Raw genomic sequence first — 24090 nt, forward strand, 5'->3', positions numbered from 1 at the left:
CTGCCGGTGCGCCTCACCAGCGCGAACGTGGTCGGGCCAGCCGCCCGGACGTCGCCTACGCGGTGGCGGACAGCAGTGCCTCCGCGAGGTCGGTGCGGGCGCTGAGCAGGGTCCGGCCCCGGCGGTGGGTCACCACCAGGCCTGCCGCGCGCAGCGCCGTGAGGTGCTGGGAGACCCCGGCGGGTGACATCCCGCTGCGTCGGGCCAGCTCGGTGTTGCTGACCGGCCCGGTCAGCTCGGTGAGCAGCCGGGCCCGTCCGCGACCGAGCACGACGGCCAGTGCGTCCGGGACGCCGTTCGAGGGCTCCCACAGGGTGCCGAGCCCGCGGGCGGGGTAGGCGAGCTGGGGCGCGTCGCCGGCGGACACGCTCGCCACCGACGGCCAGACGAAGACCGACGGGACCAGCACCAGGCCGGGGCCGTCCGCGACGTCCGGGGCGAGGCAGTGCCGCTGCGCGACGACAAGCGTGTCGTCCTCCCACCGGACCTGCCGGTGCAGGTCGTTCAGGAGCACCGCCGCGCCGTCCTCGGCGACTAGGCGGGCGCGGGCGGTGACGTCGGCGTCGAGCAGCAGCCGCAGCCGTGGCCAGTGCGGTGCCAGGGCGATCCGCCAGTACGCCTCGATCTCCTCGCACAGCTGGCGCAGCCCGGCCGGCGGATCGGCGTACAGGGTGGCGAGCGCCGGTGGCCGGTCGTCCGGATACAGGTCCAGGTGGGCGCGGACGGTGTCGGCCGGGGTGGCGCGCAGGGCGTCCAGTTCGGCGGTCAGGTCGGGGTTGAGGCCGGCGGGAGGCGGGGTGAGGAAGTCGGCCAGGTAACCGGGCGGGGCCGGTACGAGCTGCCAGAGCAGTGCGCCGTCCGCCTCGATCAGACCCGCCTCGATCAGGGGTCGACGCACCCGCCGTACCCAGGGCAGGTGGACCGCGTGGTCCCCGGGGTCGCGCAGCACCCGGACGCTCGCGACGACCTCCCAGAGGCAGGAGACGGCGAACCGGATGCGGGCGACGGCGCCCGCCGACATGCTGATGGCGACCACGGCACCCCCGGTGGATTCAGCTGGGACTGAAACATTACCGGCGGCGTCGGTCCCGCCCGAGACTTGCCGGGTGAGCGAACACCACACCCGAGCTGCCCTCTTCCGATCCCTGCACATCCCCGGCACCCCGCTGGTCCTGGTCAACGCCTGGGACGCCGCGAGCGCCCGCATCGTGGCGGCCGCCGGCGTCCGCGCGGTGGCCACCACCAGCGCCGGCGTCGCCTGGAGCCTCGGCGCGGCCGACGGCGACGTCCTCGGCCGCGACGCGGCCGTCGACCTGATCGGCCGGATCACCGCCTCCGTGTCGCTGCCGGTCACCGCGGACATCGAGTCCGGGTACGGGGCGACACCGGCGGAGGTAGGCGTGACCACCCGCGCGGTGCTCGACGCCGGTGCCGTAGGCGTGAACGTCGAGGACGCCCGACGTGCGGCCGGCCCGCCGTTGCGCGACGTACCCGACCAGTGCGCGCGGATCGCGGCGGTGCGGGGCGCTGCCGACGCGGCGGGACTGCCGCTCTTCGTCAACGCCCGGATCGACACGTTCCTCGCCGGTGCCGGGGACGTCGACGAGACGGTGGCGCGGGCCAACGCCTACCTCGCCGCCGGCGCGGACGGCATCTTCGTGCCCGGGGTGGTCGCCCCGGAGACCATCAGCGCACTGGTGGAGGCGGTGCCGGCGCCGCTGAACGTGCTCGCCGGGCCTGGTGCGCCCACGGTGGGGGAGCTGGCCCGGTCGGGCGTGGCGCGGGTGAGCCTCGGCTCGTCGGTGGCGGAGGCCGCGTACACGGTGGCCCGCCGGGCGGCCGACGAGACCCTCGGCGCGGGCACGTACGGCGCGCTGGCGGACGCCCTCGACTACGGCACGCTCAATTCGCTGATGGGATGAGCTGCGCCGTCACCCGGCGCAAAACGGGGTGCGACGAGCCGGCCGCCTCGGGGGGAGGTGGCCGGCTCGGCAGGCGGAAGCCTCACAGCGGCGGGGCGATGTCCCGCCGCTCCTCGACCCGGCGGTACTCGACCGGCTGCTCGGTGCTGGTGACCACCGCGTTGCGGCGACGACCCCAGATCAGCGTGGTCATGATCAGGCCGAGCACACCGGCCCCCATCAGGATCCAGCCGACCACGTCGAGGTTGATGCCGCCGACGCTGGCGTCGAGCGCGAAGGTGAGGATCGCGCCTAGGGCGATCAGAAAGATGCTGGTGCCGATACCCACGACAGCCTCCTTAGGGGGATGTGGTGTGCTGTCGAGGTCCTTCAGTACCCCATCGTCAGGCAGCGCAACCGCCACCGCCGCAGGGTGCCGCGCCCGCCGATCTTGGCATCGGGTAGAGTCTCACCAGTCGCCGGCGCTCGCCGGGGGCGTGCGGACGTAGCGCAGCTGGTAGCGCATCACCTTGCCAAGGTGAGGGTCGCGGGTTCGAATCCCGTCGTCCGCTCTCGATCCGCCAGCTGGTTCCGGCGGAGACCACGGGCGATTGGCGCAGTGGGAGCGCGCTTCCTTGACACGGAAGAGGTCACTGGTTCAAACCCAGTATCGCCCACCATCCCTGAACGACCCGGTGGCCGTTCCGGCCGGCCGCTGCGACGCCCTGACCGCTGGTAGGTTCCGGCGGTGAGTGAGCGACTGCCCGGCGGCGGCGTCGAGCTGTCACCCGACGAGATCGAAGCCCTCCCCAGCAGATGGTCGTCCTGCTGGACACCGACAGAGGTCGCGCAGCGGTTGGCGGGGATCGAGACGCCCTGGTACGTGGCCGCGGGCTGGGCACTGGACCTGTTCCGCGGCGGGCAGACGCGCCCGCACGGGGACATCGAGATCGCGATTCCCGCCGGAAACTTCTCCCAGGTTGTCGATCGCTTCCCCGGATACGTCTTCGACGCGGCAGGCAGCGGCCGGATCTGGGAGGACGCCGCACCGGAGGTGCTGGCCGCCGTTCACCAGACCTGGCTGCGGGATCCGGCCACCGGCAACTACCTGCTGGACGTGTTCCGCGAGCCGCACGACGGCGACATCTGGATCTGCCGACGCGATGGTGGGATCCGGTTCCCCTACCGCGACATCATCCACCACACCCGGGACGGCATCCCGTATCTGGCGCCCGAACTGGTCCTGCTGTTCAAGGCCAGACACGTACGGCGCAAGGACCAGGCAGATTTCGACGCCACCGTCCCCCATCTGAGGTCGACTCAGCGCAGTAGCCTGGCCGATCTGCTCGCCCGCGCGCATCCGGGGCATCCCTGGCTCGCGGACCTCTGACGATGGTTCTGCCCAGGGCAGATCCGCTGCTGGTGAACCGGGGTGCCGCCCGCCGTGGGGAGCGGGAAGGGTGGACCGCATGCGACTGCTGATGATGGGTGGGACGGGTTTCGTGGGCGGCGCGACGGTCGCCGAGGCGGTCCGCCGGGGCTGGTCGGTGACCGTGTTCAACCGTGGTCTGCACGGTGCGGTGCCGGCCGGCGTACACCGGTTGCGGGGTGACCGGACCGCGCCGGACGGCCTCGCGGCGCTGGCGGGCGGCGAGTGGGATCTGGTGGTCGACACCTGGGACGGCGCCCCGCGGGCGGTGCGGGACGCGGCAGGCGCACTGGCTGGGAGGGTCGGGCACTACACCTACATCTCCAGCGGCTCGGTGTACGCCCCACCCGTGCCGGCGCACGTCGGCGAGGCGGCGCCCACTGTGGACGGCTCCGCCGACGCCGCCGACGGGGACTACGCGCGGTGCAAGGCGGGCGGTGAGCTGGCCGCGACGGAGGTCCACGGCGAGCGGACGTTGCTGGTCCGCGCCGGGCTGATCCTCGGCCCGGGGGAGGACATCGGCCGCCTGCCGTGGTGGTTGCAGCGGGTCGCGCGCGGCGGCGACGTGCTCGCACCCGGCCCGGCGGACCTGCCGGTGCAGTACATCGACGTGCGGGACCTCGCCGGGTGGACGCTCGACCGGGCCGCCGAGGGCGTCGGCGGCGCGTTCAACGTCATCAGCCGCTCCGGGCACAGCACGATGGGGGAGCTGCTGGCGTCGGCCGTCGCGGTGACCGGCTCCGACGCCCGGCTGCGGTGGACCGACCCGGAGCCGATCCTGGCCGCCGGCGTCGTGCCGTGGAACGACCTGCCGATCTGGGTTCCACCAGGTCACGAGTTCCGGTGGTTGCAGGAGCGCGGCGTGGAGAAGGCGTACGCGGCGGGGCTGACCTGCCGCCCGGTGGCCGACACGGTCGCCGACACCTGGCGGTGGCTGCGGTCGGTCGGGTCGGTGCCGCCGCGCGCCGGACGTCCGGCGCGGGTGGCGGTGGGCCTGGACGCGCAGCGGGAGGCGGCGCTGCTCGCCTGAGCGTTGTCGCCGGTGTGCCGGGGTCAGGCCGGCACCACCGGCAGCTCCAACACCTCGTCGACCGAGCGGCGTGGGGTGGGCCGGCCCGGCTGGCCGTACCCGATCCGCAGCACCATCTGCGGGGTGCCGAACCGGCCCAGCGCCAGCCGCAACTGGTCCCGGGCGGCGGGCACCTCGATCGGTTGGGAGAGCATCGACACGCTGAGCCCGGCGTCGGTGGCGGTGAGCAGCAGCCGTTGCAGCGCCTGCCCGGCGACGACCTGGTCCACGGCGGTGTTGCCCATCGACCCGAGCACGCCCACCAGCGGCTCCGGTTCGAAGTCCCGCCCGGGCGCCCGGTCGCGGCCACCGAAGCCGCGCGTCGGCAGCAGGTCCTGCGGTTCGCCCTGCGGGCCACCAGCCGAGGCGGGTACGCCGTCCGGCGCGGGCTCCCGGCGCAGCCACTCCTCGCGTTCGGCCCGGTAGGCCGGGTCGCGCTCCAGCACCCGGTGCGCGCTGTGGGCGATCTCGCCGAACGCCGTGACCGCGCTGACCCCGACCAGCAGCTCCAGCCAGCAGTCCTCGGCACGGGCCGCCTCGCCGAGCCGCCACCGCGCGTCGGCCGGCACCGGGTCCGGCCAGAACGGCATCCGGTTGCTGAACCGGCGGGGGATGGCCGCGTACAGGCTCTGCTCGGTGGGGGTGGGCCGACGCGGAACGTCCGGCACCAGCCGTGCCAGCAGGTCCGGCTCGGCCGGGTCGGGACGCAGTCGTACCCGGGCCGGGAGACCTGCCACGGCCAGCGCGACGCGCAGGTTGAACAGGGCCGCACCGCAGGCGATCCGGACCCCCCACCCGTTCGGGTCGGTCGCCGGCAGCCGGCGGGTCTGGTCGGCCAGCACCTCGATCCCACCGTCGCGCAGGCGCAGCCGCCACGGCTGGGTGTTGTGCAACGACGGCGCCCGGACCGCGTCCACGGCGGCGGCGCGCAGGTGGGCCGGGCTGTAGCCGACGTCCATGGCGGTGCTCCTCTCGGTCCGGCCGGTCGCCGAGACGTGCGGCCGACGCACCCCCACGGTCCGCCCTACGGGCGGGTGACGAGCAGGGCCGGACGTCCCGACCAGCCGGGTCCGACCGCCCGCGAACTCCGGCCCGTCCTGATCGGGACCTTCGGCCCGTGCGGTGGGGCGCGGCAACGGGGTAGAAACGAGGGATGATCCGCGTCTTCCTCCTCGACGACCATGAGGTCGTCCGCCGTGGCCTGGCCGACCTGCTGCAGAGCAGCGGCGACATCGAGGTGGTCGGCGAGTCCGGCTCCGCGCAGGAGGCGGCCCGCCGCATCCCCGCACTGCGGCCCGACGTGGCGATCCTCGACGCCCGACTGCCCGACGGCAACGGCATCGACGTGTGCCGCGACGTCCGGGCCGTCGACTCGTCCATCAAGGGCCTCATCCTCACCTCGTACGAGGACGACGAGGCGCTGTTCGCCGCGATCATGGCGGGTGCCGCCGGGTACGTGCTCAAGCAGATCCGCGGCACCGACCTGGTCGACGCGGTGCGCCGGGTGGCGGCCGGGCAGTCGCTGCTCGACCCGGCGATCACCACCCGGGTGCTGGAGCGCATCCGCAACGGTGTCGAGCAGCCGCGCGAGCTGAAGTCCCTCACCGAGCAGGAGCGGCGGATCCTGGAGTACGTGGCGGAGGGGCTGACCAACCGGGAGATCGCCGGGAAGATGTTCCTGGCCGAGAAGACGGTGAAGAACTACGTGTCGAGCGTGCTGGCCAAGCTGGGCCTGGAACGCCGTACGCAGGCCGCCGTCCTGGCGACCCGCCTGCTCGGCAAGACTCCCTGACCCGACCCGGTCAGTCGCGCAGCGGAACTGTCCAGCACAGCTCGGTGCCGTGCGGCTCGACCCGGCCGACGGTGAAGGTGCCCCCGTGGCCCTCGGCGCGTTCCCGCAGGTTGACCAGGCCGCCCCGGGCGGTGGCCGGGTCGCAGCCCACCCCGTCGTCGGTGACCGTCAGGCTGACCTGCCCGCCGTCGACCCGGACGGCGACGGTGACCCGGCTGGCCTGCGCGTGGCGGACCGCGTTCGACAATGCCTCGCGCAGCACGGCGGTGAGGTCCGGGCGGATGGCGTCCGGGACGGCGCTGTCCACCGGGCCGGTCAGCTCCAGGTGCGGCCTGAAGCCCAGCGACTCGGCGGCCAGCTCGACCGCCTCGCGGATCTCGGTTCGCAGCGCGGCGGTCATCGGTGTGCGCAGCTCGAAGATGGTCCGCCTGATGTCGCGGATGGTGGCGTCCAGGTCGTCGACGGCCGCGTTGATCCGTTTGGCGACCTCGGGTCGGGTCATCATCGGCGCGGCGCTCTGCAGTTGCAGGCCGGTGGCGAAGAGCCGCTGGATCACCACGTCGTGCAGGTCGCGGGCGATCCGCTCGCGGTCCTCCAGGACCACCAGCAACTCCCGTTCCTCCTGACCGCGCGCCCGCTCCATGGCCAGCGCCGCCTGCCCGGCGAAGCTGCCCAGCAGGGCCATCTCGTCGTCGCTGGCGCCGCCGCCGCGCTCCGGCGGGTGCGCGACGACGAGCACGCCGTGCAGCGTCTCCGCGGTGGCCAGCGGTGAGATCACCGCCGGGCCGGTGTGCAGCAGCGCCGGCCACGGCGCGGCGTGGCCGAGGTCGTCCACCTGATCGTGGCGGCCCGCGGCGATGGCCCTCCCGAAGCTGGTGTCGGCCGCCGGCAGGACCGTGCCGACCAACCCGCGGGCCTGCTCGTCGACACCGTCGACCACCTCGACTGTGAACTGCTCGGCGTCGGTGTCGTAGAGCAGCACCAGCGCCAGCTCCGCCTCGGCCACCTCGCGGGCGCGCCGCGCCACCAGGGCCAGAGCGTCGGTACGGCGCACCTCACCGAGCAGCACCGAGGTGATCTCGGCGGTCGCGGCGAGCCAGCGTTCCCGTCGGTGCGCCAGCGCGTACAGGCGGGCGTTCTCGATGGCCACGCCGGCGGCGGCGGCGAGCGCGACGACGATCTCCTCGTCGTCCTCGGTGAACTGCGCGCCGCCCTGCTTCTCGGCCAGGTAGAGGTTGCCGAACACCTGGTCCCGGATGCGCACCGGCACGCCCAGGAAGCTGTGCATCGGCGGGTGGTTCGCCGGGAAGCCGTAGGAACGGGGGTGCTGGGTGATGTCCGGCATCCGCAGCGGCCGGGGCTCGTCGATGAGCAGGCCCAGCACGCCCCGCCCGTGCGGCAGGTCACCGATCCGCGCGTGCTGCTCGGCTGTGATGCCGTGCACGATGAAGTCGTGCAGCAGCCGGTCCGGGCCGATCACCCCGAGCGCGCCGTACCGGGCGCCCACCAGCTCCGAGGCGGACTGCACGATCCGTTGCAGGGTGGTACGCAGATCCAGGTTGGTGCCTATGCCGACCACCGCGTCGAGCAGGGCACGCAGCCGCTCCCGACTGGTGACCACCTCACCGACCCGGTCCAGCATCTCCTGGAGCAGTTCGTCGAGGCGTACCCGGGACAGGGGGCTCAACCCCAGCGACGGGGTCACCGGCGATTCGTGGCGGGGATGCGAAGGGCTGCTCGTCACCCGGCGATGGTAGCGCCGTGAATTTTCCGGCCGGCCTCCTCAGCCCGGCTCACCGCGGACCGCTGAGGTGTCGACCACCTGCTCGGTGGTCAGTCGCGGGGTGTGCGGCGGGCCGGCGTGTGCCGGGTCGGCGATCCCCAGGCGCAGCACCAGGTACGGGTAGCTGAGCCCCGCGAGCAGCTGACGCAGCGTCTGCCGGGTGCCCGGCACCTCCACCACGGCGCTGAGCGGCACCACCGACACACCGAGGCGGGTGGCGGTCAGCCAACCGGCGGAGAGCGCCTCGCCGGCACGCAGCCAGCTGTCCGGTTCGTCCTCGTCGCCGTGTAGCAGCGCGTACACTGCGGCGCGGTCGTGGCCCGGACCCATCGGCAGGCTGCCGGGGCGGCCGAAGTCGCGGGCCGGCACCGTGGTCTGCGGGAGCTGCTCGGGCAGCACCTCCGCCGGCAGCCCGGTGCCGGTGCCGGCCCGGCCCGTCCAGTACGCCAGTTCGGCACGCAACTCCGGGTCTTCGGACTCGACCGTGTCGGCGTGCCCGGCCGTGGCGGCCAGCTCCAGCACCTGGTCGCGGTCGAGGATCTGCATCCGGCAGCCCTCGGCGGTGACCGCCCGGCTGATCTGCGTGATCGCGTCGGTCGGCACCGGCTCGTCGCTCACCGGCCGCCGGTCGGTGTGCCGGACCTGCATGCACTGCACCATGTGCATGGCGTCCGGGTCGGCGTCGGTGCGGCTCAGGTCGGTCAGCCGGGCCAGCAGCTCGCGGTCGCCCGGGTCGGGCAGCCGCTCCACGACGGCGCGCCACCCCTGGGCGGCAAGCGCCACCCGGGCGTGGTGCAGGGCGGCGCCGCAGCTGATCGCGAGGAGCCGACCCTCCGGATCGGTGGCGGCCAGCTTGCGGTCGGCGACCGAGCGCAGCTCCAACGCGTCGGGCAGCACTCGCCACCGCCACGGCTGCGTGTTGTGCACCGAGGGGGCGTGGCCGGCGGTGGCGGCGGCCTCCGCCAGCGCGGTGGTCAGCTGGCTCTCCTGACTCATGGTCACGACCTTTCCGTCTCTGCTCATCGTGCCTCACGACACGATGCCGTGCGGGACTTGCCGCACCATCCTGTGCCATCGGGCGTCAACCCGCAGGGGTCGCAGGTCCCGACCCGGTCGGGACGTTGCGCCTGCCCACCCGGCCGCCGAAACAGCGGTGTGGGGCCACCGCCCGGCCCCGGGCTGCGACGATGCGCAGGTGGGGGCGGTGGAGTCGACCGAGTGTGTGCCGGAGCGGCCGGTCCGGGTCCGCCTCCGGCGGTGGTGGGCGTGGGCGCCGCTGGTCGCGCTCGGGATCGCGGTGCTGGCCGGCGCGGCACTGCGGATCGCCGACCGGCCGGACGCGGCCGACCTGATCTGGGCGGCCGTCACGGTGGCCGCGCTGCTGCCCGCCGCCTGGTCGATGCTGCGGGCGCTCTGGCACCGGCAGTTCGGGGTGGACGTGATCGCCGTACTGGCCCTGGCCGGCGCGCTCGCGGTTGGTGAGTACCTGGCCGGCGCGGTGATCGCGGTGATGCTGGCCACCGGCCGGTCCCTGGAGTCGTACGCCCAGCGCCGCGCCACCCGTGACCTGCGGGCGTTGCTGGCGCGCGCCCCGCGTACCGCCCGTCGGCGTGGCCCCGGCGGCGCGATCGAGGTGGTGCCGTTGGACCAGGTGGCGGCGGCGGACCGGCTGCTCGTCGGGCCGGGTGACGTGGTGCCGGTCGACGGGACGGTCGACGAGGCGGTCACCCTCGACGAGTCGGTGGTGACCGGGGAGTCACGCCTCATCCAGCGCGCCGCCGGGGAGTCGGTGGCCAGCGGCGTGGTAAACGCCGGCGCCGGGTTCGGGATGCGGGCGACGAAGAACGCGGCGCAGAGCACGTACGCGGGGATCGTGCGACTGGCCGAGGAGGCGACCGCCCACAAGGCGCCGATGGTGCGGTTGGCCGACCGGTACGCCGCCGCCTTCGTCCCGTTCACGCTGGTCCTGGCCGGGTTGGCGTGGCTGCTCTCCGGTGACGTGGTGCGGGCGGTGGCGGTGCTGGTGGTGGCCACCCCCTGTCCGCTGCTGCTGGCCACCCCGATCGCGATCGTCTCCGGGCTGTCCCGGGTGGCCCGGCGTGGGGTGCTGGTCCGCGACGGTGGCTCGCTGGAGCTGCTGGGCCGGGCCCGCACGCTGCTGGTGGACAAGACCGGCACGCTCACCGCCGGCCACCCCCGTGCCGCGGAGACGGTCGTCGCGCCGGGGAGCGACCGGGACGAGGTGCTGCGGCTGGCGGCGTCGGTGGAGCAGTTGTCACCGCACGTGCTGGCCGCCGCGCTGGTCCGGCAGGCCCGCGAGCGGGGGTTGGCGCTTACCGAGCCGACCGACGTGACCGAGGAACCGGGCCGGGGGGTCAGCGGCCGGGTCGACGGGCGGCTGATCCGGGTCGGGCAGCTCGCCGGCGAGTCGCCGGTGTGGGCGGACCGGGCGCGCGCCCGCACCGAGTTGGCCGGCTGGTCGGCGGTGTGGGTGAGCGACGACGACGGGCCGATCGGGGCGATCCTGCTGGAGGATCCGGTCCGCCCCGACGCCCGCCGGACCGTGCGCCGGCTGCGTGCGGCGGGGCTGCGACGGATCGTGCTGGTCACCGGTGACCGCCCCTCCACCGCCGCGCAGGTCGCCGCGACTGTAGGCGTGGACGACGTGCTGGCCCGCTGCACGCCAGGGGAGAAGGTGGCCCGGGTCCGGGCGGAGGCCGAGCGCGCGGTCACCGTCATGGTGGGCGACGGGGTGAACGACGCCCCGGCGCTCGCCGAGGCCCACGTGGGCGTGGCCATGGGCGCGACAGGCGCGACCGCCTCGGCGGACGTGGCCGACGCGGTGCTCACGGTGGACCGGCTGGACCGGCTCGCCGACGCGGTGGAGATCGCCAGGTACGCCCGTCGCATCGCCGTGCAGAGCGCCACAGTCGGCATGGGGCTGGCCGTGCTGGCGATGGTCGCGGCGGCGGCCGGTCGACTGCCCCCGGTGGTCGGCGCGTTCCTCCAGGAGGGCATCGACGTGCTTGTCATCCTCAACGCGTTGCGGGCGCTGCGGGGCGGACTGCGCCGAGGCGACATCGCGCCGCGTACGCGCGAGCTGGTCGCCCGGTTCGACGCGGAGCACGAGCCGGTCCGGGGTGTGCTGGCCGGGCTGCGCGACACCGCCGACCTGGTCGCCACGGACCCGGCCTCGCCGAGGTGCCTGCCGGCGCTGCGCGAGACGCACCACCTGTTGACCGAGCAGGTGCTGCCGCACGAGGCCGCCGAGGAACGGCAGCTCTATCCGGCGCTGGCCGAGCCGCTGGGCAGCGACGAGGCGACCTCGACGATGAGCCGGGCGCACGTGGAGATCCGCCGCCAGGTCGACCTGCTCGGCGCCCAGCTCGCGCAGAGCGCCGACGGTCGGTTGCGCCCGGACCAGGTGCCCGACCTGCTGGCCACCCTGTACGGCCTGGACGCCGTGCTGCGCCTGCACCTGGTCCAGGAAGAGGAGGAGTTCTTCTCCCTGGACCCGTCCGAGCCGGCGGCCGAGCGGCGGTGAACCGCGAGCCCTGGCCGGTCTCAGCGTTCCCGGACCACCGCCACCGGGCAGTGGGCGTGCTGGATCAGCTGCTGGCTGACCGAGCCGAGCAACATGCCGGCCAGCCCGCCCCGGCCCCGGGTGCCGACCACCACCAGCCGCGCGTCGCGGCTCGCCTCGATCATCATCGCCGCCGGGCTGCCCGGCACCAGGTCGACAGTGACGTCCAGGCCGGCGAACGTGCGCCGCCACGGCTCCACCAACTCCTCGATCGCGGCCCGCTCGTCGGGCACCCCGGCCGCCCCGCCGGGGCCCGGCGTCCAGGCGTGCAGCACGCGCAGCGGAACCTGCCGTTGCGCGGCCCGCTCCGCCGCGAAACCCAGCGCCACCTGCGACGGCTCCGAGCCGTCCACGCCCACCGCCACCGGGCCCGCCGACGCGCCGCTCGGGACGTCACCGTCGCGGACCACGACGACCGGGCAGCGCGCGTGCGCGGCGACCGCCACCGCCGTCGACCCGGCCAGCAGGCCACCGAAACCGCCGTGGCCCCGGCTGCCGAGCACCAGGATCCCGGCCTCGGCGGAGCGCTCCTGCAACACAAGGGCCGGCGGCCCGTCGTACACCTGGCCGGTGATCGTCAGCCCGGGGTTCGCGGCCGTGGCGTCCGCCGCTGCCCTGCGGACCAGGTCCTCGACCTGCCGCCGGGCGGTGTCGTCAGGCCAGACGCCGGGCGCCACGCCCGGGCCCACCCAGCCGGCCACCGTCAGCCACTCGAACACGTACGCCAGTCGCACCGGCTGCCCACTGCGCCGAGCCTCGTCCAGCGCCCAGTCCAGGGCCCTCGACGCGTCGGTGGAGCCGTCGTAGCCAACCAGGATCTCCGCGTCACGCACGTCGTCCTCCTTCAGCGGTTCGTCGGGTCGGTCTCGCGGACCCAGCGCCACTCCGCGACCTGGGGGTCGTCCTCGCCGTACCGGCGGGTGTAGTCGCGGGCGGCCTGCCGGGCGTCGACCATCTCCTGCCGCAGGTGCGCGGCGCGCGCGCCCAGCCCGGGCACCCGGTCGATGACGTCGATGACCAGGTGGAAGCGGTCCAGGTCGTTGAGCATCACCATGTCGAACGGGGTGGTGGTGGTGCCCTCCTCCTTGTAGCCGCGTACGTGCAGGTTCTCGTGGTTGGTACGGCGGTAGGTGAGCCGGTGGATCAGCCACGGGTAGCCGTGGTAGGCGAAGATGATCGGCCGGTCCGCGGTGAAGATGGTGTCGAACTCCTTGTCGGGCAGCCCGTGCGGATGCTCGGTGTCCGGTTGGAGCCGCATCAGGTCGACCACGTTCACCAGCCGCACCTTCAACTCCGGCAGGTGCCGGCGCAGCAGTTCCACGGCAGCGAGGGTCTCCAGGGTGGGCACGTCGCCGCAGCAGGCGAGCACCACGTCCGGTTCGGTGCCCGCGTCGCTGCTGGCCCACTCCCAGATGCCCAGGCCGCGCCGGGTGTGCTGGATGGCCTCGGTCATCGTCAGCCAGTTCGGCGCCGGCTGCTTACCGGCCACCACCACGTTGATGTAGTGCCTGCTGCGCAGGCAGTGGTCCATCGTGGCGAGCAAGGTGTTCGCGTCCGGCGGCAGGTAGACCCTGACCACCTCGGCCTTCTTGTTGACCACGTGGTCGATGAAGCCGGGGTCCTGGTGCGAGAAGCCGTTGTGGTCCTGGCGCCAGACGTGGCTGGACAGCAGGTAGTTCAGCGAGGAGATCGGCTGCCGCCACGGGATGGCCCGGGTCACCTTCAGCCACTTGGCGTGCTGGTTGAGCATCGAGTCGACGATGTGGATGAACGCCTCGTAGCTGGTGAACACGCCGTGCCGACCGGTCAGCAGGTAGCCCTCCAGCCAGCCCTGGCACAGGTGCTCGGAGAGCACCTCCATCACCCGGCCGTCGGGGGAGAGGTGGTCGTCGCCGGGCACCGTCTCGGCCACCCAGGCCCGGTCGGTCACCTCGAAGGCGGCACCCAACCGGTTGGAGGCGACCTCGTCGGGGCCGAACAGCCGGAACGTCTCCGGGTTGGCGGCGATGACGTCGCGGATCCACGGGCCGAGCACCCCCGTCGCGCCGGCCATCGGCTGGCCCGGCTCGGGGACCTCCACGCCGTAGTCACGGAAGTCGGGCAGGGTCAGGTCGCGCAGCACCACTCCGCCGTTGGTGACCGGGTTGGCGCTCATCCGCCGATCGCCGCGCGGCGGCAGCGTACGCAACTCGTCCACCGGCGCGCCGGTGGCGTCGAACAGCTCCTCGGGCCGGTAGCTGCGCAGCCACTGCTCCAGCTCGGCCAGGTGCCCCGGGTTGTCGCGAACCTCCGACAGCGGCACCTGGTGGGCCCGGTAGGTGCCCTCCACCTGCTTGCCGTCGACCTCGCCGGGGCCGGTCCAGCCCTTCGGCGTCCGCAGGATGATCATCGGCCAGCGGGGGCGTTCGACGACGCCCCCGGTACGCGCCCGGCTCTGGATCGCCGCGATCTCGTCAAGCGCCCGGTCCATCGTCGCGGCGAGGGTGCGGTGCACCTCGGCCGGGTCGTCGCCGGCCACCACGTACGGCTGGTAGCCCGACCCGTGCATCAGGTCGAGCAGGTCGGTCTCGGGGATCCGGGACAGCACGGTCGGATTCGCGATCTTGTAGCCGTTGAGGTGCAGGATGGGCAGCACCGCGCCGTCGCGGGCCGGATTGAGGAACACGTTGGAGAGCCAGCTGCCGGCCAGCGGACCGGTCTCCGCCTCGCCGTCACCGATGACGCACGCCACCACGAGGTCCGGGTGGTCGAACGCGGCGCCGTACGCGTGACTCAACGCGTACCCCAGCTCGCCGCCCTCGTGGATCGAACCCGGCACGTCTGCCGCGACGTGGCTGGGGATGCCGCCGGGGAACGAGAACTGCCGGAACAGCCGGGCCATCCCTGTCTCGTCGCGCGCCACGTCGTGGTAGCGCTCCGACCAGGTGCCCTCCAGCCAGGTGTTGGCCACGATGGCCGGGCCGCCGTGCCCGGGGCCGGTGACAAGCATGGCGTTCAGGTCGCGCGCCACGATCACCCGGTTGAGGTGGGCGTAGATCAGGTTGAGCCCGGGGCTGGTGCCCCAGTGGCCGAGCAGCCGCGGCTTGATGTCGTCAGGGGTCAGCGGGTCGCGCAGCAGGGGATTGCCCAGCAGGTAGATCTGCCCCACGCTGAGGTAGTTCGCGGCGCGCCAGTAGGCGTCCAACCGGCGCAGCTCGTCGTCGGTGAGGGCGCCGTGCACGTCGAGAGCGGTGTCCATGATGCTGCCTCTCGCGGGTCGGATGGGGCGTCCGGCTTCCAGCTTCGCGGCTGGCGGCGCCCCGGATCAGGGCCATTGGTCCCGCGTCGGGCGGGCGGCGGGCCCGGCGAGCGGCTTCGTGGCGAGGCCTCGCACGACGACCACCGGGGCCGGGGAGTGGTAGAGCAGGGACTGGGCGACGGCGCCCAACATGGCTCGACCTGGTTCGTCACCCCGGGCCGCGACCACGGCCACCTGCGCCGAGCGGGACGTCTCGACGAGCACCTCGCCGGGATCGCCGCGCTCGACACGGCACTCGGTCACCACCCCTGGGCGGTCGGCGGTGTGCCGGGCCAGCGCCTCGGTGAGCTGCTCGGTGACCGCGTCGGTGTCCTCGTCGTACTCCGCCACCCGCAGGGCCAGGAGTCGTGCGCCGCGCTGGGCCGCGCACTCCAGGGCCCAGCGCAGGGCGAGGTGGGAGCTGGGTGAGCCGTCCACGCCGACAAGCACGGGGCCCTGCGGCGGTGGCTCGCTGCGGACCGCCAGCAGTGGGCAGCCGGCCCGCGCCGCCAACTGCACCGCGGGCGTCTCGGCCGGTACGCACTTACCGCTGCCGGCCATGCCGCTGTCGCCGACCGCCAGCAGGAAGGCCGCCTCCGAGCGCCGGATGAGGGTCATCAGCATGGCGCTCTCGACGATCTCGCCGCGTACGGTGAGCCCCGGTTCGGTCCGGTGGGCGAGTTGGGCGGCCTGTGCGATCAGCTGCTCGGCCCGGTCCCGGGGCGCGGCGACGGTGTCGGCGGCGAAGGCCGCGTGCCAGTCGAAGGTGTGCAGCAGGCGCAGTGCCCGGCCGTGCCCGGCGGCCTCCAGGGCCGCCTGCTGGACGACCGGGAGATCGCGCTCCGAGCCGAGGCCGACGATCACCTCCGCATCGGCGGATGCGGTCATCCGACATCACCTCCCGGGCGTCGCGCCCGGCACGACCACGCTGTCCCTCACCGAGGGTAGTCGGGCGGGTGCGGAAGCGGGGTCGGTTCACCCACGCCTCGTCAACCGGGGTTGACATGAGTGGCGCTGTCAACGTATGTTGACGGCATGAGTCAGGCGACGGAACTCGCGGCGGCAGCCGGCAGCACCGACCCCCGGGTCGGGCTGCGCGCCGTCCGCGCGCTGCGCCGGCTGCTCGAGCGGCTCGAGGTGGTCCAGGTGGACAACGCCCGTCGACAGGGCTGGTCCTGGCAGGACATCGCCGACGCGCTCGAGGTCAGCCGGCAGGCGGTGCACAAGAAGCACGCCGGACGACCGGCGGTCAACTCATCCTGGGAGGCGTGATGTTCGAACGGTTCACCGACCGGGCGCGCGACGTGGTGCGGCGGGCGCTGGAGGAGGCACGGGCCGAGGGGCAACGACCGGTCGGCACCGAGCACCTGCTGCTCGCCCTGCTCGCCGACGAGGCCGGGCTGGCCAGCCGCGTACTGACCGACGCCGGCGTGCGCGCCGACGACCTTCGCGAGCGGGTACGCCGGCACACCGCCAGCGGCGGCGCCGGCCTCGGCGACGCCGACGCGGCAGCCCTGCGGGAGATCGGCATCGACCTGGCCGCGATAGTGGCCCGCATCGAGGAGTCCTTCGGCCCGGACGCGCTGCGCGAGGCCGTACCCGCGCCGCGCCGCCGCTGGAGGCGCAGGAGGTACCTGGGCGGGCCGTTCTCACCCCGGTCCAAGAAGGTCCTGGAGCTGTCCCTGCGGGAGGCGCTGCGCCTGCGCCACAAGCACATCGGCACCGAGCACATCCTGCTGGGCGTGCTCCGCGAGGGCCACGGGCTGGGCGCGCAGGTGCTCACCGAATCCGGCGTCGACCTCGACGATCTGCGCCAGCGGGTGGAGAACGCCCTGCGGACCGCCGCCTGACGGGCCGGCACGCGTTGAAACCTGTCTGTGGCACTTCCGACGCCTGGCGTTCACGGGCTCGCTGAAGCCGTCCGGGTGCTGCACACTGGCGCCGTGGATCCTGGACAGGACAGACGACCCTCGGGTGGCGACGGCGGGCTGCGCTCCGCCGTGGTGGTCAACCCGGTGAAGGTCGACGATCTCGACGAGCTGCGACGCACCGTCGACGACGCACTGGCCGCCGCCGGCTGGCCAGCGCCGCAGTGGTACGAGACGACGGTCGACGACCCGGGCCGCGGCCAGACCGAGCAGGCCGTCAAGGCCGGGGTCGACCTGGTCTTCGCCTGCGGTGGCGACGGCACCGTGATGTCCTGCGTCAGCGCGCTCGTCGGCACCGACGTGGCCCTCGCCGTGCTGCCGCAGGGCACCGGCAACCTGCTCGCCGCCAACCTGGGCCTCTCCACCGACCTGGCCGCAGGCCTCCAGGTCGCCGTCGAGCGGGGCCGTCGGCTGCTCGACGTGGGCGCCGTCGAGGATCAGTACTTCACCGTGATGGCCGGCATGGGCTTCGACGCCCAGATGCTCGAAGCCACGAACGAGACCACCAAGGCCCGCATCGGCTGGCCCGCGTACGTGGTGGGCGCGGCCCGGCACCTGCGCGACAGGCCGATGCGGGTGCAGATCCGCATCGACGACCGGCCACCGCTACGCCGCCGGGCCCGCTCGGTCCTGATCGCCAACGTCGGCCGGCTCCAGGGCGGCGTACGGCTGCTCACCGAGGCCGAGCCGGACGACGGCTGGCTCGACGTCGCGGTGCTCACCCCGCGCAGCCTGCGGCACTGGCTCGCACTGGGCTGGGCGGTCATCCGCCGCAGCGGCCGGGTGCCGCAGATGGAGGTGTTCCGGGGCCGGCGCGTGGTGGTCACCAGCAACCGGGCGCAGCCCCGGGAGCTCGACGGCGACCTCATCTCCCCGGGCCGGGAACTGCGGGCGGACATCCGGCCCGAGTCGCTCTGGCTCTGCGTCCCGCAGCCCGAGGACGCCCCCGACCTGGCCGTCGACGCACAGGGCGCCGGGGAGCGGGGCGAGCAGCTGATCGAGGAAGCGCGCCGTGAGTAGCACCCGGATCGTGCCGGAGACCCGGCTGATGGCCGACGCGGAGCTGTCCGCCGACGACGCCTGGCACACACTGCGCCGGCAGGGCGGCTGGCACCTGCTGCGGGACGCATTCATCCGGTTCCGCTACGGCGACGGGTTCAGCCACTCGCGGGCCTTCGCGCTGCAACTCTGCCTGGCCGTCGTGCCGTTCCTGATCGCCCTCACCGGGCTGGTCAGCGAGCTGGGCGTCGCGGAGGGCGGTCAGGTGGTCGCCGACACCGTCCTGGCGCTCACCCCCGGTCAGAGCGCCCAGGTGGTCGGCGAGCTGCTCGGCGAGGGCGAGCGCGTCGAGGACGCCGGCGAGGTGGCGCTCACCCTCGGTCTGCTCACCGGCCTGATCGCGCTTACCACCACGATGGCCCAGATCGAGCGGGGCGCCAACCGCATCTACGGCGTCGAACGGGACCGCCCCGCCCTGTGGAAGTACGTGCGCGCCGCCGTCCTGGCCGTCACCGCGGGCCTGCCCGCGCTCGCCGGGTTCCTCATCCTGGTCGGTGGCGGCGCGATGGGTGACTCGGTGCGCGAGCACTACGAGTGGGGCGAGGTCGCGCACGGCATCTGGGACGCCGTCCGCTTCCCGCTGAGCCTCGGGCTGACCGTGCTCGCGGTGGCCGTGCTGTTCCGGCACGCGCCGCGTCGCCGGCAACCCGGCCTGTCCTGGCTGCTCTTCGGCGCCGGGATCGCCACCGCCCTGTGGTGGATGGCCAGCCTGCTGCTGGCCGCGTACGTGCGGTTCAGTGACGGCTTCGGGCAGACCTACGGCGCGTTGACAGGCATGATGGCGCTGCTGCTCTGGGCCAATCTGACCGGGATGGCCCTCTTCGGCGGGCTGTCGTTCGCCGCCCAGTTGGAGGCGCTGCGCATCGGCGTGCAGGAGCCCGCCCAACCGGACCTGTGGGAGCCCGACACCGACCGCGGCGAGCTGCTCGACACCGGGGACATGTCCGCCCTGTAGCGGCCCCCGCGTGTACGCACGACGCGGATCGGGTAAAGCGCCTCGCCAGAGACGACAAGGGAGGTGCGGGGTGACCGCGGTCAAAGAGGTGGCGCGGCGTCCGATCGGTCATTTCGCCGAACGGAGCGTCGCCGGCCTGGCGGCCGTCACCGGCGCCGGGGTGGCCTTCGGGCTGCTGTTGCTGCTCGTGCGGGTGCGCTGGAGCCCGTTGCAGGACGCGGACCACGCCGTCGCCGAGTGGTTCAACGGGCTCGTCGCCCCGCACCACGCACTCGTCACAGTGCTCCAGGCGGTGACCGACCTGGGCGGCCGGCCGATTCTCATCTGGCTGGTCACCATCGCGGTGGTCGGTCTGCTGATCCGGCGGCAGCCCCGACTGGCCGTCTACCTGATCATCACAGGGGTCGGCGGTCTGATCCTCGACCCGTCACTCAAGACGCTCGTCGGCCGGCTCCGCCCGATCGTGGACGTGCCGGTCGCCAGCGCCCCGGGCAACAGCTTCCCCAGCGGGCACGCGCTCGGCTCGTTCGTCGCGTACGGGGCGCTGCTGCTGGTGTTCCTGCCGGCGATGGCGCCGCGCTGGCGCAAGCCGGCGATCGTCGGCGTCGGCGTGCTGGTGGCACTGATCGGCCTGACCCGGATCGCGCTGGGCGTGCACTTCGTCTCCGACGTGTTCGGCGGCTGGCTGCTCGGCGCGGCGTGGCTGGGCGTCACCGCGTACGCCTTCCGGCTCTGGCGGCGCGAGCGGGGCCGGCCGGTGCCGCCGCTGAGCGAGGGTCTGGAGCCGGAGGCCGGGCACGACATCGCCCCCGCCCCGGCCGAGGAGCACGTGCTGGCCCATCCGCGCTCGGCGGTGGCCGAGCTGCTGGTCGGCTGGGTCCTCGTGTTCGGCGCGCTGTACGGCTTCGGCACGTACGTCAGCTACCACGCCAAGGGCACCTTCTTCGACACGCTGGACACGGAGGTGCCGCGCTGGTTCGCCGAGCGGCACACCGAGATGCTCACCGACGTGAGCTGGTGGTGGAGCAAGTTCGGCGACACCCACGCGATCCTGCTCATCTCGCTGGTGTTCTGCCCGCTGGTGCTCGCGGTGTGGCGGCGCTGGCGGCCGGTGCTGTTCGTGGCGCTGGCGATGATCGGCGAGCTGACCCTCTTCCTCGCCTCGGCGCGGGCGGTCGACCGTCCGCGTCCGCCTGTGGAGAACCTGGACGGGCAGATGCCCACCTCGTCGTTCCCGTCCGGGCACATCGCGGCGACGATCTGCGTCTGGCTGGCCATCACCCTCATCGTGTTCCCCCGTACCGACCGCTGGTGGCGGTGGATCTTCGTGGCGCTGGCCGTGATCATGCCGGTCGGCGTGGCCACCTCGCGGATGTACCGGGGCATGCACCACCCGACCGACTTCATGGGTGCGATCCTGCTCTCCGCGCTCTGGATCGGGCTGCTCTACCTGGTCGTCCGCCCGAACGCCGACCTGAAGGAAGGCAACCAGCCGGCCATCGAGTCGGAGGACGTGCACACCCTCGACGACGAGCTGGCGCGGGCCGGCCGGGCCGACTGAGCGCGGCGCCGTGCTGCGCGTGATGACCTGGAACATCCGCACCGGCGGGCGGGACCGCGGTGGTCCCGACCGGTTGGATCAGGTGGTCCGGGTCGTCACCGAGCAGGCGCCGGACGTGCTGGCCCTGGAGGAGCTGCGCGGCTTCGACCGCGACGGGCTGATGGCCACTGTGGCGGGCCGGGTGGGGATGACGCCCCACCTGGCCCGGTCCTGCTTCGGGCAGCCGGTGGCGGTGCTGGTCCGGCCGCCGTACCGGGTCGTCGACGCGGGCCCGGTGCGCCGCCCGTTCCACCACGCCGCCGCCCGCGTCGTGGTGGCCACCTCCGCCGGCCCGCTCAGCGTGGTGGGCGCCCACCTCTACCCGTACTCCGGTGGGCGCCGGCGGATGGAGGTCGACTGGCTGGTCTCGGCAGTGCGACGCGCGCCCGGACCCCTGACGCTGGTCACCGGCGATCTCAACTCGCTCGACCCGACCGTCGACCACACCGCACGGCTGGCCGGGATGCCCGCGATGTACCGGCGGCGGCACCTGCGACGGGCTGGCGGGACCGTGGACACCCGTGCCATCGCCCGGTTGCTGGCCGCCGGGCTTGTCGATCTCTGGCCCGCGTCCGCCCCCGGGGCGCCGGAGGCCGAGGGGCTCACCGTGCCCACCCGGTTCGGCGGGGCCGAGTTCGCCGGAATGCGCCTTGACTACCTGTTCGGCAGCCCCGCGCTTGCCGAACGCGTCAGCGACTGTCGGGTGATCCGTGGCGGTGCGGCCGACACGGCCTCGGACCACTATCCGCTGCTTGCCGACCTGGACCTCGACAACGCTCCACACTGAACGGCCAGGACCGTGAGCCGTGGCACGGGACCGTTATCGTGCCCACCGTGACCGACCGACCCACCGACCACCCGCCGCTGCCCGGTCGTCCGGGCTCTCCCACCACGGCACGTACGGCCGGGCACGGGGGAGAGCCGGCCGCCGTCGCGCTTCCGCTCGTCGCGGCGGTCGCGCGCGGTGTGGCGCTGGTCGTGGTGCTGCCGGTACGCCTGCTCTGGGAGCTGATCGAGGCTGCCGGGCGGCTGGTGCACCGGCACCTGCTCACCCCGGCCGGCCGGTTCCTGTGCCGCTGGCTGCTGGCGCCGCTGGTCTGGTGCGTCCGCCACCTGCTGTGGCTTTCGCTGGTGTGGGCGGCCCGCACGCTGATCCGGGTTCCGCTGGTGTGGTCGGGGCGGGGCCTCGCGTGGCTGGCCCGCGTGCTGATCTGGGCTCCGCTGGTCGCCCTCGGCGGCCTGCTGGCGGTGGTGGGGACGGCGGTGGGGCGTGCTGCCCACTGGCTGTTCTGGAGGCCGTTGGTGTGGCTGGGCGCGGTGCTCGCACCCGTCGGCCAGGTCCTCTGGCGGGGTGTGGAGCTGCTCGGCGGTGCGCTGGCCTGGCTGGCCAGCGGGATCTGGTGGTGGGGGGTTCGTGGCCTCGGTCGCCTGCTCGCCGCCGCCGTCCTCGGCGCGTGGCGGACGGCCGGACGGGTGTTGCGGCTGCTCTACCGCCTGCTGCTGCGCCCGCTGCTGCTCGGAGCCCGGTGGGTCTGGTCGGTGACGGTGGTGCCGGTGGCGCGCGGCGTCGGGGCGGCCTGGCGGGCCACCGTCGCGCCGGTGGCCCGCTGGATCCGCCGGTCGGTGTTCGACCCGGCCCGGTTGGCCTCCCGTGAGGTGCTCACCGCACTGGGTTTGCGCCGCTGAGGCGGTCGGGCCTCAGAGCACCAGGTTGAGCAGGACTGTCAGCACCACCGAGGCGACGATCGAGAAGAGGATCATCAGGAGGCAGCCGAGTCCGCCGCCGAGCGGGCGGATCTCCGTGTTTCCGAAGCGCATGGGTTCACCTTTTCGTCAGGGTGGAGCTGAGGAGGTGGCGGATCGCCTCGGCGACCGCCGTCGGGGCAGTGGTTGCCACGTTGTGCGCGGCGCGGGGGACGACAACCAGGTCGCCGTCGACCAGCCGGGCCGCCTCGTCCCGCCAGCCGGCCGGTGCGATCGGGTCACGACGTCCGGCGACGACGAGGGTCGGCGCGGTGACCCGGACCAGATCAGCCTCGATGGCGTTGTGGGCCGAGTGCGACAGGGTGGCGAAGACCCGCCAGGGCCTGGCGTTCCACACGTCCCGCACCAGGATCGGCGCCTGCAACGGCGCCTCCCGCGCCGTGTCCACCAACCATCTGCCGAACAGCCCTCGACGGGACCGGGCAGCCGGGTCGCTGGTCGGCCCGGCCAGGACCAGCGCGCGTACCGCGTCCGGGTGGGTGGCGGCGAGCGAGGCGGCCACCTCCGCACCGAACGAGTGCCCGAGCAGGCACACCGGCGGCAGCCGGTACGCGGCCAGCCAGGTGGCCAGGTGCTCGGCGTGCCGGCGCACGTTGTACGCGCCCCGGGGGCGCTCGGACAGCCCGAAGCCGGGCAGGTCCGGCACGTACACCTGATGGGTGGCGGCGAGCGCGACGGCAAGCGGGGTCAGGTAGCGGTGGGAGACTGCGAGCCCGTGCACCAGGACCACAGGTGGCGCCCCGGTGCCTGGGTCCTCGCTTCGCCGGGTGTGGGTGCGCAGGCCGTCGACGAGCCGCGATTCGCTGACCAGACCGGCGGCCGGCCGGGGCGCGGCCATCGCGAGGCGCAGCTCGGTCCTCCCGAACCGGCCGGCGGGGGTGGACCTCACAGTTGCCGCAGCCGGGGCAGCAGTTGCTCCTGCGCCCAGTCCAGGAACATCGGCTGGGTCTCCCCGCCGACCTGGATGATCGCCACGTGGGTGAAGCCGGCGTCGACGAACTTGCGGAACGCCTCGACGTGCGCGTCGATGTCCGGGCCGCAGGGGACGCCCTGGGCGACGTCGTCCTCCCTGACGAACTGGGTGGCGGCGGCGAAGGAATCCGGCCCGGGCAGGTCGGCGTTGACCTTCCAGCCCAGCCCGAACCAGCGGAACTGGTCGTGCACGATCTTGCGGCACTCCGCCTCGTCCGGCCCGTAGCAGATGGCCACCTGCCCGTAGCGGGGCTGGCCGGCGCCGCCGGCGTCGTCGTACATCTCGATGATGTGCCGGTCGGGTTCGGTGGCGATGATGCCGTTGCCGTACTCGGCGGCAAGCGTCGCGGACTGCCGACCGGACGCGGCGACGGCCATCGGCACCGGACGCTCGGGGCGGTCCCAGACGTACGCGTCGGGCACGTCGAAGTGGTTGCCGGAGAAGGTGAGCGTCTCGCCGTTGAGCAGCGGCCGGATGATCTGCAACGCCTCCTCGAACATCTCGTGCCGCTGCTGCACGTGCGGCCAACCGCCGACCACGTGCTCGTTGAGGTTCTCGCCCGCGCCCAGGCCGAGGGTGAAGCGTCCGTCCGAGAGGGCGCCGATCGTGCTTGCCTTCTGCGCGACCACTGCCGGGTGGTAGCGGCGGATCGGACAGGTCACGAAGGACATCAGCTCCGCGCGGGAGGTGGCGTGGGCGACCGCGCCGAGCACCGACCAGGCGTACGGGGAGTGGCCCTGGGAGTCCAGCCAGGGGTAGTAGTGGTCGGACATCACCAGCTGGTCGAAGCCGGCGGCCTCGGCCCGGATCGCGTGGTCGACCAACTGCTTGGGACCGGCCTGTTCGCCCATCAGGGTGTAGCCGACGCTGACCATCCTGGTTTCCCCTTCCACCGACGTATCGTTCCCGGGATACCCAGGTCGGCAGCCCTCAACCCTCCCGTCCGGTTCGCGGGCGGTGGTGCGTGGCGGGATTAA

At 73.6% G+C, this 24090-nt stretch carries 22 protein-coding genes and 2 tRNA genes; 14 read left to right on the plus strand and 10 right to left on the minus strand.

Annotated features, from left to right (window positions below):
• Window positions 1-55: 55 nt before the first annotated feature.
• Window positions 56-1036 (minus strand): ArsR/SmtB family transcription factor, encoded by a 981-nt coding sequence (locus tag ACZ6N8_RS14570; protein ID WP_466010224.1) that lies wholly within the window; start codon window positions 1034-1036, stop codon window positions 56-58.
• Between the two features lie 70 nt (window positions 1037-1106).
• Between ACZ6N8_RS14570 and ACZ6N8_RS14575 the strand changes: the two genes are divergently transcribed.
• The gene (locus ACZ6N8_RS14575; protein ID WP_466010226.1) at window positions 1107-1922 is read left to right on the plus strand and encodes an isocitrate lyase/PEP mutase family protein; all 816 of its coding nucleotides are present in this window, start codon (window positions 1107-1109) and stop codon (window positions 1920-1922) included.
• A gap of 82 nt (window positions 1923-2004) precedes the next feature.
• Here ACZ6N8_RS14575 and ACZ6N8_RS14580 read toward each other — a convergent pair whose 3' ends face one another.
• Window positions 2005-2250 (minus strand): DUF6458 family protein, encoded by a 246-nt coding sequence (locus tag ACZ6N8_RS14580; RefSeq protein ID WP_387113256.1) that lies wholly within the window; start codon window positions 2248-2250, stop codon window positions 2005-2007.
• Between the two features lie 150 nt (window positions 2251-2400).
• Here ACZ6N8_RS14580 and ACZ6N8_RS14585 point away from each other — a divergent pair.
• The 4 genes from ACZ6N8_RS14585 to ACZ6N8_RS14600 all read left to right on the plus strand — a co-directional run bounded on the left by ACZ6N8_RS14585 (window position 2401) and on the right by ACZ6N8_RS14600 (window position 4360).
• Window positions 2401-2473, plus strand: a tRNA-Gly gene (locus ACZ6N8_RS14585).
• A 33-nt stretch (window positions 2474-2506) separates the two neighbouring features.
• Window positions 2507-2581: transfer RNA gene (locus ACZ6N8_RS14590), tRNA-Val, on the plus strand.
• 68 nt (window positions 2582-2649) lie between these two features.
• Window positions 2650-3291: a nucleotidyltransferase domain-containing protein gene (locus ACZ6N8_RS14595; protein WP_466010227.1), complete on the plus strand. Its 642-nt coding sequence runs from the start codon at window positions 2650-2652 to the stop codon at window positions 3289-3291.
• Between the two features lie 79 nt (window positions 3292-3370).
• The gene (locus ACZ6N8_RS14600; RefSeq protein ID WP_466010229.1) at window positions 3371-4360 is read left to right on the plus strand and encodes an NAD-dependent epimerase/dehydratase family protein; all 990 of its coding nucleotides are present in this window, start codon (window positions 3371-3373) and stop codon (window positions 4358-4360) included.
• A 23-nt stretch (window positions 4361-4383) separates the two neighbouring features.
• Here the strand turns inward: ACZ6N8_RS14600 and ACZ6N8_RS14605 are convergent, their stop codons facing one another.
• Window positions 4384-5358 carry an Acg family FMN-binding oxidoreductase gene (locus ACZ6N8_RS14605; RefSeq protein WP_466010231.1) on the minus strand — a complete coding sequence of 325 codons (975 nt, stop codon included), beginning with the start codon at window positions 5356-5358 and terminating at the stop codon, window positions 4384-4386.
• Between the two features lie 194 nt (window positions 5359-5552).
• On the opposite strand from ACZ6N8_RS14605, the gene ACZ6N8_RS14610 reads away from it, so the two are divergent.
• Window positions 5553-6191, plus strand: coding sequence for a response regulator (locus ACZ6N8_RS14610; protein ID WP_285793775.1), 639 nt, complete (start codon window positions 5553-5555; stop codon window positions 6189-6191).
• Between the two features lie 10 nt (window positions 6192-6201).
• On the opposite strand, the gene ACZ6N8_RS14615 is transcribed toward ACZ6N8_RS14610, so the two are convergent.
• Entirely contained in the window at window positions 6202-7878 is a 1677-nt protein-coding gene (locus ACZ6N8_RS14615) for a sensor histidine kinase (protein ID WP_466010376.1), read from the minus strand.
• Window positions 7879-7974: 96 nt separating this feature from the next.
• On the minus strand, window positions 7975-8970 hold the full coding sequence (locus ACZ6N8_RS14620) for an Acg family FMN-binding oxidoreductase (protein ID WP_466010233.1): 996 nt from the start codon (window positions 8968-8970) through the stop codon (window positions 7975-7977).
• Between the two features lie 208 nt (window positions 8971-9178).
• On the opposite strand from ACZ6N8_RS14620, the gene ACZ6N8_RS14625 reads away from it, so the two are divergent.
• Window positions 9179-11518 (plus strand): heavy metal translocating P-type ATPase, encoded by a 2340-nt coding sequence (locus ACZ6N8_RS14625; protein ID WP_466010235.1) that lies wholly within the window; start codon window positions 9179-9181, stop codon window positions 11516-11518.
• A 20-nt stretch (window positions 11519-11538) separates the two neighbouring features.
• On the opposite strand, the gene ACZ6N8_RS14630 is transcribed toward ACZ6N8_RS14625, so the two are convergent.
• From ACZ6N8_RS14630 to ACZ6N8_RS14640, 3 genes are all read right to left on the minus strand, one after another.
• A complete protein-coding gene (locus tag ACZ6N8_RS14630) occupies window positions 11539-12441 on the minus strand; it encodes a universal stress protein (protein ID WP_466010237.1) in 903 nt (300 codons plus the stop codon).
• Window positions 12402-14795 (minus strand): phosphoketolase family protein, encoded by a 2394-nt coding sequence (locus ACZ6N8_RS14635; RefSeq protein ID WP_466010239.1) that lies wholly within the window; start codon window positions 14793-14795, stop codon window positions 12402-12404. Before ACZ6N8_RS14635 ends, ACZ6N8_RS14630 begins: the two co-directional genes overlap by 40 nt.
• A gap of 66 nt (window positions 14796-14861) precedes the next feature.
• Window positions 14862-15722 carry a universal stress protein gene (locus tag ACZ6N8_RS14640; protein WP_466010241.1) on the minus strand — a complete coding sequence of 287 codons (861 nt, stop codon included), beginning with the start codon at window positions 15720-15722 and terminating at the stop codon, window positions 14862-14864.
• A 147-nt stretch (window positions 15723-15869) separates the two neighbouring features.
• Here ACZ6N8_RS14640 and ACZ6N8_RS14645 point away from each other — a divergent pair, with 147 nt between their 5' ends.
• The 7 genes from ACZ6N8_RS14645 to ACZ6N8_RS14675 all read left to right on the plus strand — a co-directional run bounded on the left by ACZ6N8_RS14645 (window position 15870) and on the right by ACZ6N8_RS14675 (window position 22062).
• On the plus strand, window positions 15870-16106 hold the full coding sequence (locus tag ACZ6N8_RS14645; protein ID WP_272616519.1) for a helix-turn-helix domain-containing protein: 237 nt from the start codon (window positions 15870-15872) through the stop codon (window positions 16104-16106).
• Entirely contained in the window at window positions 16106-16684 is a 579-nt protein-coding gene (locus ACZ6N8_RS14650) for a Clp protease N-terminal domain-containing protein (protein ID WP_400311646.1), read from the plus strand. Before ACZ6N8_RS14645 ends, ACZ6N8_RS14650 begins: the two co-directional genes overlap by 1 nt.
• 93 nt (window positions 16685-16777) lie before the next feature.
• Window positions 16778-17782: a diacylglycerol/lipid kinase family protein gene (locus ACZ6N8_RS14655; protein ID WP_357988504.1), complete on the plus strand. Its 1005-nt coding sequence runs from the start codon at window positions 16778-16780 to the stop codon at window positions 17780-17782.
• Window positions 17775-18776 carry a YihY/virulence factor BrkB family protein gene (locus ACZ6N8_RS14660; protein WP_466010244.1) on the plus strand — a complete coding sequence of 334 codons (1002 nt, stop codon included), beginning with the start codon at window positions 17775-17777 and terminating at the stop codon, window positions 18774-18776. The genes ACZ6N8_RS14655 and ACZ6N8_RS14660 overlap by 8 nt, the downstream gene beginning before the upstream one ends.
• 70 nt (window positions 18777-18846) lie before the next feature.
• Complete coding sequence (locus ACZ6N8_RS14665) at window positions 18847-20337, plus strand: phosphatase PAP2 family protein (RefSeq protein WP_466010246.1); 1491 nt, start codon at window positions 18847-18849, stop codon at window positions 20335-20337.
• A 10-nt stretch (window positions 20338-20347) separates the two neighbouring features.
• Window positions 20348-21163 (plus strand): endonuclease/exonuclease/phosphatase family protein, encoded by an 816-nt coding sequence (locus tag ACZ6N8_RS14670; protein ID WP_466010248.1) that lies wholly within the window; start codon window positions 20348-20350, stop codon window positions 21161-21163.
• A gap of 47 nt (window positions 21164-21210) precedes the next feature.
• Window positions 21211-22062, plus strand: coding sequence for a hypothetical protein (locus ACZ6N8_RS14675; RefSeq protein ID WP_466010250.1), 852 nt, complete (start codon window positions 21211-21213; stop codon window positions 22060-22062).
• A 136-nt stretch (window positions 22063-22198) separates the two neighbouring features.
• Here ACZ6N8_RS14675 and ACZ6N8_RS14680 read toward each other — a convergent pair whose 3' ends face one another.
• Window positions 22199-23029: an alpha/beta fold hydrolase gene (locus ACZ6N8_RS14680; protein ID WP_466010251.1), complete on the minus strand. Its 831-nt coding sequence runs from the start codon at window positions 23027-23029 to the stop codon at window positions 22199-22201.
• Window positions 23026-23988 carry a TIGR03557 family F420-dependent LLM class oxidoreductase gene (locus tag ACZ6N8_RS14685; RefSeq protein WP_466010378.1) on the minus strand — a complete coding sequence of 321 codons (963 nt, stop codon included), beginning with the start codon at window positions 23986-23988 and terminating at the stop codon, window positions 23026-23028. Before ACZ6N8_RS14685 ends, ACZ6N8_RS14680 begins: the two co-directional genes overlap by 4 nt.
• Window positions 23989-24090 lie beyond the last annotated feature (102 nt).

Source organism: Micromonospora sp. NPDC047521 (assembly GCF_055587305.1).

Bases quoted from the DNA above. Each gene is read 5' to 3' on its own strand.
- ACZ6N8_RS14620 (WP_466010233.1), bottom strand. From the start codon at position 8,970: ATGAGTCAGGAGAGCCAGCTGACCACCGCGCTGGCGGAGGCCGCCGCC.
- ACZ6N8_RS14650 (WP_400311646.1), top strand. From the start codon at position 16,106: ATGTTCGAACGGTTCACCGACCGGGCGCGCGACGTGGTGCGGCGGGCG.
- ACZ6N8_RS14685 (WP_466010378.1), bottom strand. From the start codon at position 23,988: ATGGTCAGCGTCGGCTACACCCTGATGGGCGAACAGGCCGGTCCCAAG.
- ACZ6N8_RS14610 (WP_285793775.1), top strand. From the start codon at position 5,553: ATGATCCGCGTCTTCCTCCTCGACGACCATGAGGTCGTCCGCCGTGGC.
- ACZ6N8_RS14640 (WP_466010241.1), bottom strand. From the start codon at position 15,722: ATGACCGCATCCGCCGATGCGGAGGTGATCGTCGGCCTCGGCTCGGAG.
- ACZ6N8_RS14645 (WP_272616519.1), top strand. From the start codon at position 15,870: ATGAGTCAGGCGACGGAACTCGCGGCGGCAGCCGGCAGCACCGACCCC.
- ACZ6N8_RS14600 (WP_466010229.1), top strand. From the start codon at position 3,371: ATGCGACTGCTGATGATGGGTGGGACGGGTTTCGTGGGCGGCGCGACG.
- ACZ6N8_RS14635 (WP_466010239.1), bottom strand. From the start codon at position 14,795: ATGGACACCGCTCTCGACGTGCACGGCGCCCTCACCGACGACGAGCTG.
- ACZ6N8_RS14605 (WP_466010231.1), bottom strand. From the start codon at position 5,358: ATGGACGTCGGCTACAGCCCGGCCCACCTGCGCGCCGCCGCCGTGGAC.